Source organism: Streptomyces sp. NPDC052721 (genome assembly GCF_040678315.1).
Taxonomy (GTDB): domain Bacteria; phylum Actinomycetota; class Actinomycetes; order Streptomycetales; family Streptomycetaceae; genus Streptomyces.
The window spans coordinates 1-13,269 of sequence record NZ_JBFATL010000084.1 but is presented as its reverse complement, the minus strand read 5'-3'; the positions used below and the strand labels follow the sequence as shown (position 1 = coordinate 13,269).

Sequence of the window (13,269 nt, the reverse complement as noted above, 5' to 3'; positions counted from 1 at the left end):
CATGCAGTGGTTCTGGGACCAGTACACCACCGACGAGACCGAGCGCGCCCAGATCACCGCCTCCCCGCTGCGCGCCACCACCGAGCAACTGGCCGATCTTCCCCCGGCGTTGGTCATCACCGGCGAGGCCGACGTGCTGCGCGACGAGGGCGAGGCCTACGCCAACAAGCTCCGTGAGGCCGGTGTGCCGGTCACCGCGGTCCGCTTCCAGGGCATCATCCACGACTTCGTCATGCTCAACGCCCTGCGCGGCACGCACGCCGCCGAGGCCGCCATCACCATGGCCGTCCGCACGCTGCACTCGGCCCTGCACACCGCCTGACCCCGAGGAGAGACACAGACATGAGCACCACTCCCACCGTCGTCCTCGTCCACGGTGCCTTCGCCGACGCGGCCAGCTGGTCCGGGGTCATCGAGGAGCTGCAGAGCCACGGGATTCCCGTGATCGCGCCGCCGAACCCGCTGCGTGGCCTGGCGTCCGACGCCGCGTACGTCGCCTCCGTCGCCTCCCAGATCGACGGTCCGGTCGTGCTCGTCGGCCACTCGTACGGCGGTGCGCTGATCACCGTGGCCGGCGTCACGGAGAACGTCGTCGGCCTCGTCTACGTCGCCGCCTACGCCCTCGAAGAGGGCGAGAGCCTCGGCGAACTCCAGGGCCGCTTCCCGCTGTCGCCGCTGGTGAGCAACCTCAAGCAGTGGACGTACCCCGTCCCGGGCGGCGAGCCCGCCGTCGAGGTCACCATCGCCGAGGACGCCTTCCCGTCGGTCTTCGCCGCCGACGTGCCCGCGGAGGTCACCAAGGTCCTCGCGGCGGCGCAGCGCCCGCTCGCCGCCGCGGCCTTCGAGGAGACGGCCTCCGCCGCCGCCTGGAGGACCAAGCCGTCCTGGGCCCTGGTGGCCGGTGCGGACAACGCGATCAACCCGGAGGTGGAGCGCTTCGGCGCGAAGCGGGCCGGGGCGACGATCGTCGAGATCGAGGGCGCCTCGCACGCCGTGGCCGTCTCCCAGCCGAAGGCCGTCGCCGAGCTGATCCGCGACGCGGTCCGCGCGACCGGCTGACCCGGCTCGCGAACGACCGCGCGGACGCCTCCCCCGCATCGCGTCCGTGCGGTCTCACGCGCCCGCCCTGCGTGCGGACGGCGGACGGTTCAGCTGATCCGCTCGTACCGGCCGAGGAACCGGAAGGCGTCGTCCTTCGCCTGGTACAGGACGTACACGGCGTTCGCCTCCAGTGCGGGGGAGGACGGTCTGCCGCGAACCCCCTGCGGGCCGCCTTCGCCGGGCGGATGCGCGAACGCCACGGCTGGGTGCTCGACGCCTCGCAGGTAAGGGAGTCCACCGACGTCAACCACGGCCTTCAGGCCGTACTGAACGTCGCCACACGGCCCGGTGACGGCGTCGTGGTGCACACGCCGGCCTGCCCGCCGTTCCTGGAGACGATCGCGCGCAGGGGACGGCGCCTCCACCCGGTGCCGTACACACCGGACGGCGACCGCTGGACGTTCGACCCCGACCGGCTGGACCGGGAACGGGGGGAGCGGCCCGCCCGGATGCTGCCGCTGGCCAACCCGCACGACCCGACAGGCGAACCGGACACCTTCGGCGTCGCGGCCACCCTGGCCGGCCGGCGGGACGGGGACGCCTGGCTGGCGGAGCTGATGCCGGTCCTCCGGCGCAACGCCCAGTCGCTGCGGGAGGAGTTGCCGCCCGGCGTACGCTACCGGGTGCCGGAGGCGGCGTTCCTCGCCCGGCTCGACTTCCGTGAGCTGGAGCCGGACACCGACCCGCGGGCCTTCTTCCTGAAGAAGGCCCGCGTCCTGCTCAACGACGGTCGCACGTCCGGAGCGGAGGGCGAGGGCTTCGTACGGGTCGACTTCGGGACGTCGGAGCGCATCCTGCGGGAGATCCTGCACCGGCTCCAAAACGCCCTGGCCTCGGGCCGCCGGCGTTTCCGCCGTCCAGGCAGTCGGCGTGTCAGCCGACGCCCAGGGCAGGAGCCTCGTCCGCCCGCCGGCCGGGCAGCCGTCGTGGCCGGTGTCCAGGGCAGGAGCCTCGTCCGCCCGCCGGCCGGGCAGTCGTCGTGGCCGGTGTCCAGGGCAGGAGCCTCGTCCGCCCGCCGGCCGGGCAGTCGTCGTGTCAGCCGACGCCCCGGGCAGGGGGGTTGTTCTGACCATGTCCCGCCCCTAGGGTCGTCCGGTACGGTAGCAAGCGCTTTCCATGGTGCTCGCCGCCTCCGCCCTGCCGATCTCCGAGGAGCGCCGCATGTCCCTGCCCGCACCCCGCCGCCGGGTCGCCGTGATCGGCACCGGTGCCATCGTCACCGGCAGCCATCTGCCCGCGCTCAGAGCCCATGCCGAGCGGGTCGAGCTGGTCGCCGCCGTCGACGTGGACCAGGGCCGGCTGGACGCCTTCCGGCAGCTCGCGGGTGCGCGGATCGACGGCTTCACCTCGACCGACGCCATGCTGGACGCCGTACACCCCGACCTCGTCCTCATCGGCACCCCGCCGGCGCTGCACCGGGAGCAGACCGTGGCCGCGCTGGGGGCGGGCGCCTGGGTGCTGTGCGAGAAGCCGCTGTGCCTGTCGCCGGCCGAACTGGACGACATCACGGCTGCCGAGGAGGCGTCCGGCGCCTATGCCGCGGTCGTCTTCCAGCACCGCTACGGCTCGGGCGCCGTACACGCCCGTGACCTCATCACCCGGGGTGAGCTGGGCGCCCCGCTGGTGGCGCACTGCCAGACCACCTGGCACCGGGACACCGCGTACTACTGCCTGCCGTGGCGCGGCCGGTGGGCCACGGAGGGCGGCGGGCCCACCATGGGGCACGGCATCCACCAGTACGACCTGCTGCTGCATCTCCTCGGCGAGTGGGAGGAGATACGGGCCATGGCGGCCCGGCTGGTCCACGACATCGAGAGCGAGGACGTCTCCACCGCCCTGGTCCGCTTCCGCAACGGCGCGCTCGCCACCGTCGTCAACAGCGTGCTCTCCCCGGCCGAGGTGAGCCGCATCCGCGTCGACTGCGCGGACGCGACCGTGGAGTTGACCCATCTGTACGGGCACGGCAACGACGACTGGGTCTACACCCCGGCCCCGCACGTCGACCCCGAGCGCGCCGCCGCCTGGCGCACCCCCGCACACGACGTGCCCAGCTCGCACACCGCCCAGCTCGGCGCCCTCCTCGACGCCTACGACCGGGGCGTACGCCCCCCGGGCAGCGGCCAGGACGCCCGCGCCGCCCTGGACTTCGCCGCCGCCCTGTACAAGGCGGCGTTCACCGGGCGGCCGGTGCGGGCGGGCGAGATCGGCCCCGGTGACCCCTATTACACGGCCATGCACGGCGACCACCCCGACTGGGCCCCGAAGGAGCGCGCATGAGCATCCGCGTCAGCCACCTCCACGGCGCACATGTCGCGGTGGACGCGCCGAACGGCACCGAGATCTTCCGGTACGTCTACCGTCCCGACCCGGATCCCTTCGAGTCCCGCAAGCCCTACGCCCATCCCCTGCGCACCCTGGCCGGCCGCACGGTGACCGGGTACCGGCCGAGCGACCATCGCTGGCACAAGGGGCTCCAGATGACGGCGAGTCACCTGTCCGGGCAGAACTTCTGGGGCGGCAACAGCTATGTCCACGGCCGGGGTTACCTGGCGCTGCCCGACCGCGTCGGCTCCATGCGCCACGACGGCTTCACGGCGTTCACGGCGGAGGACGAACGTCTCGCGCTCACCGAGGAGTTGACCTGGATCGAGAACGGCGGGCGGGAATGGGCCCACGAGGTACGCGGGATCGACGTGCACTCGGTCGACGAGACGATCGGCGCCTGGGCGCTGGACTGGTCGATCCGGCTCACCAATACGCGGACCGAACCGCTGGCGTTCGGCTCCCCGACCACGGCCGGCCGCGAGATGGCCGGGTACACCGGCCTCCACTGGCGCGGACCACGCGACTTCACCGGGGGCCGTGTCCTCGCCCCCGGCGCCGAGGACACCGGCGCCGAGAAGCTGATGGGCAGTCAGGGGCCGTGGCTGGCCGTCACCGCCGAGCACGACGAGACGGACGGGCACTCCACGCTGGTCTTCGCGCACGCCCCGGAGAACCTGCACGGGACGTCCGCGATCAACGAGTCCCACTGGTTCGTGCGTGCCGAGCCCGTCCCGACGGTCGCCTTCTCCTGGGCGTTCTTCCAGGAGTTCACGCTGGAGCCGGGGGAGTCCTTCGGCTACCGCTACCGGGTGGTGGTCGCCGACGGGGCCTGGGGCCGCGACCGGATCGCCGCCCACCTGGAGGCTCTGCCGTGGTGAACGATCCCTCGCGTGCCGAGCCCGCGCTGCCGCGCCCGCTGCCCGGGGCCATCGGCCTGTCCCACCTCAGCCCCTACCCCTGGGAGTCCGCCGACGGTGTGTGCGGTGGCAGCCCGCATCTGCACCTGGTGTGCACCGAGGCGTACGTCGTCACCGCCGCCCACCATGCGGTGCAGACCCTCAGCCCCGACGGTCACCGGGAGATCCCGCTGCGACCGGGGTCGGTCGCCTGGTTCACGCCGGGCACCGTGCACCGCATGGTGGGCGGCGCCGGGCTGCGCGTCACCGTGCTGATGCAGAACAGCGACCTGCCCGAGGCCGGGGACGCCGTCTTCACCTTCCGTCCTCGGTGCTCGCCGACCCCGAGCGGTACGCCGCGGCGGCCACCCTCCCGCCGGGCACCGGCCCGGCGCTGCTGGGACCTCGCCGTCGAGGGCTACCTCCTGCTGCGCCAGGCCCTCGTCGCCGGGGACGACGGACCCTACCGGGACTTCCAGCGCGCCGCCGCCCGCCTGGTCCGCGCCGAGGTACCCGCCTGGCGCGAACTGTGGCGCGCGGGCGCCCTCGCCACCGCCGCACGCACCGGCGCCCACCTCGACGCGCTGGAGACCGGGGCCCCGCCCATCTGGGGGAGGCCACCGCGTACGCGACCGGACCCAGCCGGCTCGCGGCCTTCGGGATGTGCGGCCGACGCGACGAGTACGCGCTGCCGGGGACGACACTGCCGTACGGCGCCGACTGAGGGCCCCCGGCGCACGGCAGGCTCGTGCGGGGAGGGCCCGGCGGTCAGGGCAGGGCGCGGCACAGCAGGGCCGCGGGGCCGGGGCGGCTGCCCACGCGGGCGGTGAAGGCGATCCCGGCGGCGTACTCGGTCGCGGCGCACTGGCCCTTGAAGGCGCCGTACGCGAAGTCTCCGCCGGCGCCGTCGGCGGGACGGTTGTCGGACCGGTCGAACCACACCGTGCGCCCGCCGACCGGCAGCGCGGCCCGTGCCGGGACGCACAGCGCCGCCGAGACGCGTTCTCCCCGCAGGCTGTAGCCGACGAGGAACTCACCGGCGGGGCATTGGTACTTGGTGTACCCGGACGCCCAGTCCCCGCCGGCCGGCACGTACCGCTCGTCGGTGACGACCGTCTGGCGGGCGTCGGCGGCGCGCAGTTCTCCCGTCCGGGCATCCGTGCACAGGCCACGCCCACCGGTGTGGCTCAGCCCGGCCAGTCTCGTACCGTCGGGGCAGGCCGCCTTGTACGCTCCCGGATCCCAGTCTCCCGTGGCGCGCACCCGCGGCGAGGCCACCGCGTCTCCGTGATCGGTGCTCAGCATGCGCCAGAGCGGGACGGACGCCACGGGACCGGTCGTGCCCGGCGCGGACACCAGACGCCGCCACGCGGCGGCCCGCCAGTCGCCGGGGTCGAGGATGCCGGAGCGGTGCCCCGCGGTGTCGTAGCGCAGCAGCGCCCAGTCGTCGTGGCCCTCGAAGCCGACCAGCGGCCAGAACGCGAAGTCGGCGTCGTGGTCCGCGAAGTAGTCGGTGACATTGCCGAACCAGGTGCGGGCCGCCGCGTTCGTCTCGCTCGACCCGATGCCGAACTCGCTCACCCAGACGGGCGCGGTGTAGTGCCGGCCGGTCTCCTCCACGAAGAACGCCTCGTCGTCCAGGGCCGCGGCCAACTCGGCCCGCGACAGGTCCTGGTAGCGGGCGTCGTGGGTCTCGCCGATGCCCGTGGCGCCGCTGTGGTGGGGGCCCGTGTAGCCGTAGAAGTGGGCGGAGTAGACCAGTTTGCGGGCGTCCAGGAGGGTGTGCGAGAGGGTGCGCGCGGGGGTGAGCACCGGCCGGCCGTGGGGGAGTCCGTCCACGGGTACGCCGGTCCAGTTGATGCCCTCGATCACGATCAGGAGGCGCGGATTCGCCTCGGTGAGGATGCGGTCGGCGGCCAGCTGGGCCGCGCCGTACCAGTCGTGGTCGTCTCCCAGACCCCAGTTGGGGTCGTCGAGCACGTCACGCCGGACCTCGTTGTACAGATCGGCGCCGACCACGCGCGGCACCGTGGCGTAGCGGCGCGCCATGAACACCCAGTCGTCCGCCCACTGAGCGGTGGACTGCCCGCTGTTCCACCGCTCGTTGCCGTCGATGCCGCAGCACCACCGGGAGGTGTTCGTGTGGTTGTTGAGCACGACGGCGAAGCCGCTCTGGCCGAGCGCCTCCACCACGGCGTCGTAGATCTCCAGCGGTGTCCTGCCGCGCAGTCGGGGATTGGCCGCGACGGCGCTGTCGGGGACGGGCGCCGTGCTGTGGATCATTTCGTTGGAGAACGGCAGCCGGATGGTGTTGATCCCCAATTGGTGGAAGTCGTCGAGCAGTTGGGGCAGCGGCGCGCGGTCCAGGCCGAGCGGTATGCCGTGCGCGTCCTGTCCGGCGTGATGGTTCGCGGGGTCGGTGGAGCTGCCGTTGCCGGTCCACGAGCCCTGCGCCCCGTCCCAGTTGGCGCCCTTCAGCCGGAAACGGTCGCCGTGGGCGTCGACGACGTACCGGCCCCGGGTCGACAACGGCGCGGACCATGCGGTCTGCTCCGGCGCGTCGACGGCGACCCGGGTGGGGGCGGTGTGCGGTGGTACGACGGCGGAGGCCGCGGTGGTGGCGCCGGTGGTGGCCGTGAGGAGGAGTCCCACGGCGGTGACGGCGAGCCGCGACGCGGCTGGTGGCATCGGCATGAGGGCAGCCCTTGGGGTCGGAGGCGGGGAGCCGGGCGGTGACCGGTCCGACGGCACCGCCCGGCCGGAGTGCCCACCACCGTGCCGGGAAGGACCGAGAAGGTCCATACCTACGACGGCTGACGGGCGCCGCCTCAGCGGTGACAGGTGGTGACCCCCGGGTGCCAGCGGCAGGCGATCCCGGCGAATCCGCCACCGGCGACGATGTCGACGCCGAGCGTGTCGCCGCCGCGCACCACCTGCCGGTCCTGCACCAGCCCGTCGGCGCCGTCCCGGATCGTCTCGACCAGCCACCGTCCGGCCCCGAGGGACAGCGGCACCTCGGCCCGGCGCGCGGGCCCGGCGTACACCCCGCCCAGGAACCACCGGTCGCCGCCGCGCCGGGCGAGGACCGCCTCCTGTCCGGGCGTGCCCGCGAGCAGCCGCGTGTCGTCCCAGGCGGCGGGCAGCTGTCCGAGGAAGTCCCGGGCGAGCGGCCGGGCGTCGTACGACTCCGGGCTGCCCGCGAGCATCTGCAGCCCCGACTCGTAGACGACGGCGAGACCGGCCTCGGCCGCGTCGGAGTTCGGGCGCTGGCCGACGCGCTGGAAACCGCCGGGGGTGAAGTCCATGGAGCCGATGACGTTACGGGTGAACGGCAGGGTGGTCAGGTGGACGGACGTGTTGGTGCGCTTCTCCTCGCCGCCGACGCCCTCCAGGGTCATGACCTGCGGCCAGGTGCGCTGGATGCCCTTCGGGATCGTGGAGCCGTGGAAGTCGACCATGAGGTGGTGTTCGGCCGTCTCCCGGAGGATGGCGTCGTACCACTGGAGCATGGACTGCGACTCCGAGTTCATGAAGTCGATCTTGACGCCCTTGACGCCCCACCGCTCCAGCGTGGGCAGCCACTGGGCGCGTTCCTCGGGCGTGTCCAGGTCGCGCTGGTGGATCCAGACGACGATCCCGACGCCCTTCGCCCGCGCGTACTCGGTGAGCTGGGGCAGCCAGCTGTCGGTCTGCCAGTCGGGATCGGTGGTGTCCCACTGGTCGCTCCGGAAGTACCAGCCCGCGTCGACGGCCTCGTACGGCCAGTGCCGTGCGGCGGCGTAGTCGACGTACGCCTTCTGCGCCGTGAGGCTCTGGCCGGCCGCGCGGCCTCCGGCGAGCCACGTCCACAGCACGGTGCCGGGCCGGATCCAGGAGGTGTCGGCGACCCGGGAGGCGGGGGCGAGGTCGTCGGTGAACGTGGACCGCGTGACGGTGGCCAGGCTGCCGGTGACCATCGCCCGCCACGGCGTGGCGAGCGGACCGCCGGTGCTGTGGATCCGCTCGTCGGCGAGCGTGACCCGGTACGTGCCGCTGCCCTGGTCGTGCGCGAGCCGGGCACCGGAGTAGGCGCCGGTCAGGCCGGACTCGGCGAGCAGTGTGTAGCCGCCGTCGGTCGCGAACAGCGCCTGGTCCGAGTAGGAGCCGGTGGGGGCGGTCCCGGCGGAGTACTCGGCGAACTGGCCTTCGTTGTCCACCCGGTAGGGGCTCAGCCACGCGCGCGCGTCCGCCGGCAGGGTGAACGCCGAGGCCTCGCCGAGCACGTCGCCGTACCCCTCGGGCAGTACGTACCGGTAGGCGACACCGTCGGCGGCGGCACGGACGACGAGGTCGAACCGGGCGCCCGCGGCGGTGCCGAACGACAGCCGTGTCTCGTTCATCAGGGACCGCCGGTGCAGCCGTTTGCCGGACTTCGTCCGGTACCGCTCGTCGACCAGCCGGTCCGTGCGGTGCAGAAAGCGCAGGCCCTGCGAGAGATCGGCCCGCTCGGTGCGGATGCCGACGGGGGACGGCTCGATGACCGTCCGCCCGCCGCGGGACACCGACAGGTTCAGCGTGCCGGTGGTGTCGTCCAGGGACACGCGGGCGCGTGGTGCCTGTGCCGCCGCGCCGGACCCGGGCGCGGACACCGTCCAGGCGTCCGCGGCGGAGCCGGTGTCCTGGCCGGCGCGTGCGGGCCCGCCGCTGAGAAGTGAGGCCGCCAGCCCTGCGCACAGCGCGGCGACCGCGGTCCTGACCGGAACCGCCATGAGAACCCTCCCGGGTGAAGGAGTCGAGGTGGGTGACGGGTACGGACGGCCGCTACGGCAGTCCCCAGGCCGGACCGGGTTCGCTGAGGGGCACCGGGGCGATGACCAGGTCGGGACGGGGCCCGGAGTGGACCAGCACCTCGCGGCCCTGGGGCAGGTCGATGGCGAGGGTGCCGTCGCCGAGGTCCCGGGTGCGCGCCGGGGAGCCGTCGTCCAGCAGCACGGTGAGGGTTCCGCTCAGGCCGTGCCGGAGCTTCAGCGGCTCGCCCGCCAGGCTCTTGACCCGGATGAACCGGGTGACGCCCGCCTGTCGGACGGCGCTCACCAGGAAGGCGCCCTGCGTGCGGAAGTCGTGCAGGGTGACGTCCGCCCAGGCCGAGGGGACGGCCGGGAAGACGCGGATCACACCGCCCCAGCTCTGGCAGAACATGTCGTGCAGCGACTGCGAGGCGGACAGCGGAGTCTCGATCACCGGACCGGCCTCGGTGTAGTGCGTGTTGGCCCGGCAGGGGTAGCGGGTCGTGGGGTCGAAGAACTTCCGCAGATAGCCGAGCGCGGTGTCGCCGTCGCCGGTCATGGCGTAGATCGACGCGGCCCCGGTGTAGCTGTAGCCGCGGTGCGCGCCGGTCAGCGCGTGCCAGTGGGTCACCGACTTCGTGATCAGCTCGCGGTTCTCGGGCTGGTCCCAGTTGACCAGGTACAGCGGGTACACCATCAGCATGTGCGAGTAGTGGCGGTGGGACTGCGCGTACGGGGTGTCGGCACCGATCATGAACCCGTTGTCGTCGACCGGGTACGGCGTGAGCCGGGCCAGCACATCCCGCCAGCGTGGCGCCGACTCGTCCTGGATGCCCAGCAGTTCGGCCGACTCCAGGAGCGTCCGGCAGCCCCAGCGGATCAGCGCCAGGTCGTAGTTGGTGTCCTGCGGCGGCACGACGGGGTACTCCGGCGAGAGCGTGCTCGGCAGGTGGAGCTTGCCGTCGCTGCCCGGGGTGAGGAAGTGCAGGTAGTAGTTGACCGCCCGGCGCAGCACCGGGTAGATCGTGTCCCGCAGCAGGGCCTTGTCCATGGTATGCCGGTAGGACAGCCACACGTTGTGCAGCGCCCAGGTGAGGTCGCCGGTCTCGGCGCCGGTGCCCGGCTCGCCCACGGAGCGGTTGGCGAACATGTCCGAGCTGCGGCCGATGCCGGAGCTGTCCTTGCGGTAGGCGGCGGGCACGTTGGCGATGAGCTGTTCCTGGTTCTGCCGCAGTGTGCTGGCGAGCGCGTCGAGTTCCAGGTGGTTGGAGCCGTGGATGAGCCAGTACTCCAGCTGGACGTTGAGGTTCCACCAGACCGCCGGCCAGGGCGTCGGCTCCAGCCAGGGCCCGGTGGTGGCCATGACGGGGCCGCCCGCACGGCTGGCGGAGGCGACCTTGTACAGCTGGATCCAGTGGAAGCTCTGCAGCCGCTGGTCGGGGAAGGACACGAAGCTCTTGCGGTAGAAGGCGTGCCACCAGCGGACGTGCCGTCGCCTGAGGGCCGCGTACGACGCCCCGCGCCGCAGGTTGCGCAGCGAGTCGGCCTCGGCGGCGGTGCCGGACGGGAAGCTGTGGCCGACGCTGAGCAGCAGCTCGTCGCCGGTGCGGCGGTAGGCGGTGGCGGTCTGCCCGCCCCCGGTGAGGGGCTGGAGCACCTGCTCGGTGCCGTCGGCGGCGGTCCGGGTGGTCCAGGGCGGGTTCCCGGTGTAACCGGCGGGCGGGGCCTCCTGGATCTTGCGGGGGCTGATGGCCTCCTCGGGGTGGAAGGTCCAGGTGACCCGTTCGCCGCCACTCGCCGTCACGCGGACGGCCAGGACCTCGTCGTGGATGAGGGCGGCCAGGGTGAGCGTGCCCTCGCTGGTGGTCACGGTGCCGGTCAGCTCGGCGTTCCACAGGCTCAACCGCCAGTCCACGGCGGTGATGGTGCCGACCGGTTCGAGGGTGAGGTGTCCGACCGGCAGCCGGCAGGTGCCCCAGCCGCTGCCGAACTCGGGGCGGTGGTCCTGCACCCGGCCGTGCTGGACGGTGAACCGTATCTGGTGGGGGTCCGGTTCTCGGTAGATCATGCTGCCGAGCAGCCCGTCGCCGAGGAAGGGACCCTCGTGCCAGAGGGCGGGCAGCCGGCGCCACAGCAGATCCTGGCCGCGCAGGAACGTCTCCCAGGCGCTGTCGTCGGCCAGGGCGGAGCGCAGCCGCCACGGCCGTCTGCCGTCCGCCGGGCCGGCGGCCCCGCCCGTCCCCGCCTGCTCCGCGTGCGCCGTCGCCGGCAGTGCCGCCATCGCGGCTCCGCCCAGCGCGGTACCGAGCACGGACCTCCGGGCCACCGGTGAGCGCTTGTCCGACTGTGAGGCCATCGTCGTCCTCCAGACCTGACCGTTCGTCGATACATCGGGTGTATCGGCGAACCTAGGTACCCTTCGTGCACCTGTCAATCGTCTGGACGATGAATGAACCGGCCAACTCTGAAGCAATACATCGGATGTCTGGACGATACTGAAGGTGTGTCAGCAGTACAGGCCACCGCCCGGGCTGACGCCGAGGAACTGGGTGAACCTCTGGTAGGCGTCGACGCGGCTCTGGACCTGGGCGGGGTTCTTGCCGTCGCATTCCAGGGAGCCGTTGATCGAGCGGATGGTCTGGCCGAAGCCGGCGCCGTCGACCATGGCGTCGTGCGGGGTCATCGTGCCGGGCCCGGACTGGGTGTTCCAGTACCACAGGCCGGTCTTCCAGGCGACGGCGGGGTCGTTCTGCACCAGCCAGGGGTTGTTGAGCAGGTCGATGTGGAGCGCGTCGCCGGCGGCCTTGTAGTTGAAGTTCCAGGAGAGCTGGATGGGGCCGCGCCCGTAGTAGGCGGCCTGGCCGGCCGGACAGCCGTACGGCTGGTTCGGGTCGCAGTAGTGCGGATAGTTGGCGGTGTTCTGCTCGACCACGTACACCAGGCCGCCGGTCTCGTGGCTGACGTTGGCGAGGAAGGCGGCGGCCTCCTGCTTCTTCACGGTGTCGCTGCCGGTGTTCGCGAAGGCGGGGTAGGCGCCGAGGGCGGCGGTGAGACCGCTGTAGGTGTAGAAGGGGTTCCGGTTCGGGAACATCTGGTTGAACTGTGCCTCCGAGACGACGAACCCGGAAGGCGTGGTGCCGCCCCCGCCGCCCGCCGGCGCGTTCCACTTCTGGTTCGCCCCGCCGGTGCAGCTCCAGATCTGCAGGCGGGTGCCGTTGGCGGAGTTGTTGTCCCGCACGTCCAGGCACTTGTTCGCGGCCGGGTTGACGATGTCGTGCGCGGCGGTGACCACCCACTGCTGGTTGGCTCCGCCGGAGCAGTCCCACAGCTGTACGGCGGCTCCGTCGGCCGTGCCGCGGTCGACGACGTCCAGGCACTTGCCGAGCGCCCGCAGGGTGCCGTCGCCGGGGTTGGACCACCGCTGGGCGTTCGTGCCGTTGCAGTCGTAGAGCTGTACGGCGGTGCCGTTGGCGCTGTTCGCGCCCGCCACGTCGACGCACTTGCCGGCGAGGCCGGTGATCTGTCCGTCGGCGGCCCGGGCCGGGGTGACCGCGAACAGCACGGCGAGGCAGGCGGCGACGGAGCCGGCCAGTGTCCGTCCGAGGTGCACGCGTGTCATCGGTATCCGTCTGAAGTAAGGGGGGTTCATGGGGGGATTCGCTCCAGTTCACGGGGCGTAGCGCGATCGGGGACGCACGGAGGTGCGGAGGTGACGCAGGACGTGGGCCGGCGACTCCGCGTCCTGGTACGTCAGTTGAGGACGCTCTGCGTGACGACGATGTGCCCGGCGTCCGGGTTCAGGCTTCCGCCGAGCCGGCTGAACGCGCCGTCGGTCAGGTCGAGGCACTTGGGCTCCTGCGGAGTCTGCACGAAGGTGCCCCGGTCGTTGATGCGGACCACCAGCGACCGGCCGTTGGCGACATTGGTCACCTGGACCCGGGTCCCGAACGGCAGTTGCGGCTGACGGCTGAGCGAGGTCGCCGCCGTGTCGGCGTTGTTGTCGAAGACCTCGCCGCTGGCCGTCAGCGCACCGGGCGGCTGAGGACCGTAGTGCGTCGCCCAGCACTGCTCGGCCGGCTGTGCGGTCGCGGGGGCGTTCCACTTCTGGTTGGCGGCGCCGGTGCAGCTCCAGATCTGTGTCCGGGTGCCGTTGGCGGAGTTGTTGTCGGTGACGTCCAGGC

At 72.5% G+C, this 13,269-nt stretch carries 10 protein-coding genes and 2 pseudogenes; 6 read left to right on the top strand and 6 right to left on the bottom strand.

Annotation, left to right across the window (positions count from 1 at the left end):
- Together AB0L21_RS38990 and AB0L21_RS38985 are read left to right on the top strand one after the other, a co-directional pair.
- Nucleotides 1–322 (top strand): alpha/beta hydrolase fold domain-containing protein (locus AB0L21_RS38990; protein WP_365788699.1); only part of this gene is annotated, 322 nt, incomplete at its 5' end.
- A gap of 20 nt (nt 323–342) precedes the next feature.
- Nucleotides 343–1,059: an alpha/beta hydrolase gene (locus AB0L21_RS38985; protein WP_365788698.1), complete on the top strand. Its 717-nt coding sequence runs from the start codon at nt 343–345 to the stop codon at nt 1,057–1,059.
- 89 nt (nt 1,060–1,148) lie between these two features.
- Here the strand turns inward: AB0L21_RS38985 and AB0L21_RS38980 are convergent, their stop codons facing one another.
- Complete coding sequence (locus tag AB0L21_RS38980; protein WP_365711163.1) at nt 1,149–1,301, bottom strand: hypothetical protein; 153 nt, start codon at nt 1,299–1,301, stop codon at nt 1,149–1,151.
- On the opposite strand from AB0L21_RS38980, the pseudogene AB0L21_RS38975 reads away from it, so the two are divergent.
- From AB0L21_RS38975 to AB0L21_RS38960, 4 genes and pseudogenes are all read left to right on the top strand, one after another.
- Nucleotides 1,287–1,526, top strand: a pseudogene (locus AB0L21_RS38975) (aminotransferase); the annotation flags it as partial. The gene AB0L21_RS38980 and the pseudogene AB0L21_RS38975 overlap by 15 nt on opposite strands.
- A 736-nt stretch (nt 1,527–2,262) precedes the next feature.
- Nucleotides 2,263–3,378, top strand: coding sequence for a Gfo/Idh/MocA family oxidoreductase (locus tag AB0L21_RS38970; protein ID WP_365788700.1), 1,116 nt, complete (start codon nt 2,263–2,265; stop codon nt 3,376–3,378).
- Nucleotides 3,375–4,304: a PmoA family protein gene (locus AB0L21_RS38965; protein ID WP_365788697.1), complete on the top strand. Its 930-nt coding sequence runs from the start codon at nt 3,375–3,377 to the stop codon at nt 4,302–4,304. The genes AB0L21_RS38970 and AB0L21_RS38965 overlap by 4 nt, the downstream gene beginning before the upstream one ends.
- Nucleotides 4,298–5,046, top strand: a pseudogene (locus tag AB0L21_RS38960) (cupin). Before AB0L21_RS38965 ends, AB0L21_RS38960 begins: the two are co-directional and overlap by 7 nt.
- A gap of 44 nt (nt 5,047–5,090) precedes the next feature.
- Here the strand turns inward: AB0L21_RS38960 and AB0L21_RS38955 are convergent.
- From AB0L21_RS38955 to AB0L21_RS38935, 5 genes are all read right to left on the bottom strand, one after another.
- Nucleotides 5,091–7,016 (bottom strand): cellulase family glycosylhydrolase, encoded by a 1,926-nt coding sequence (locus AB0L21_RS38955; RefSeq protein WP_365788696.1) that lies wholly within the window; start codon nt 7,014–7,016, stop codon nt 5,091–5,093.
- 134 nt (nt 7,017–7,150) lie between these two features.
- Nucleotides 7,151–9,070 carry a glycoside hydrolase family 97 catalytic domain-containing protein gene (locus tag AB0L21_RS38950; RefSeq protein WP_365788695.1) on the bottom strand — a complete coding sequence of 640 codons (1,920 nt, stop codon included), beginning with the start codon at nt 9,068–9,070 and terminating at the stop codon, nt 7,151–7,153.
- Between the two features lie 52 nt (nt 9,071–9,122).
- Nucleotides 9,123–11,444, bottom strand: coding sequence for a Tat pathway signal sequence domain protein (locus AB0L21_RS38945; protein WP_365788694.1), 2,322 nt, complete (start codon nt 11,442–11,444; stop codon nt 9,123–9,125).
- A 150-nt stretch (nt 11,445–11,594) separates the two neighbouring features.
- A complete protein-coding gene (locus AB0L21_RS38940; protein ID WP_365788693.1) occupies nt 11,595–12,707 on the bottom strand; it encodes a glycoside hydrolase family 19 protein in 1,113 nt (370 codons plus the stop codon).
- A gap of 131 nt (nt 12,708–12,838) precedes the next feature.
- Nucleotides 12,839–13,269: RlpA-like double-psi beta-barrel domain-containing protein (locus AB0L21_RS38935; protein WP_365788692.1), on the bottom strand; the 431-nt coding region annotated here is incomplete at its 5' end.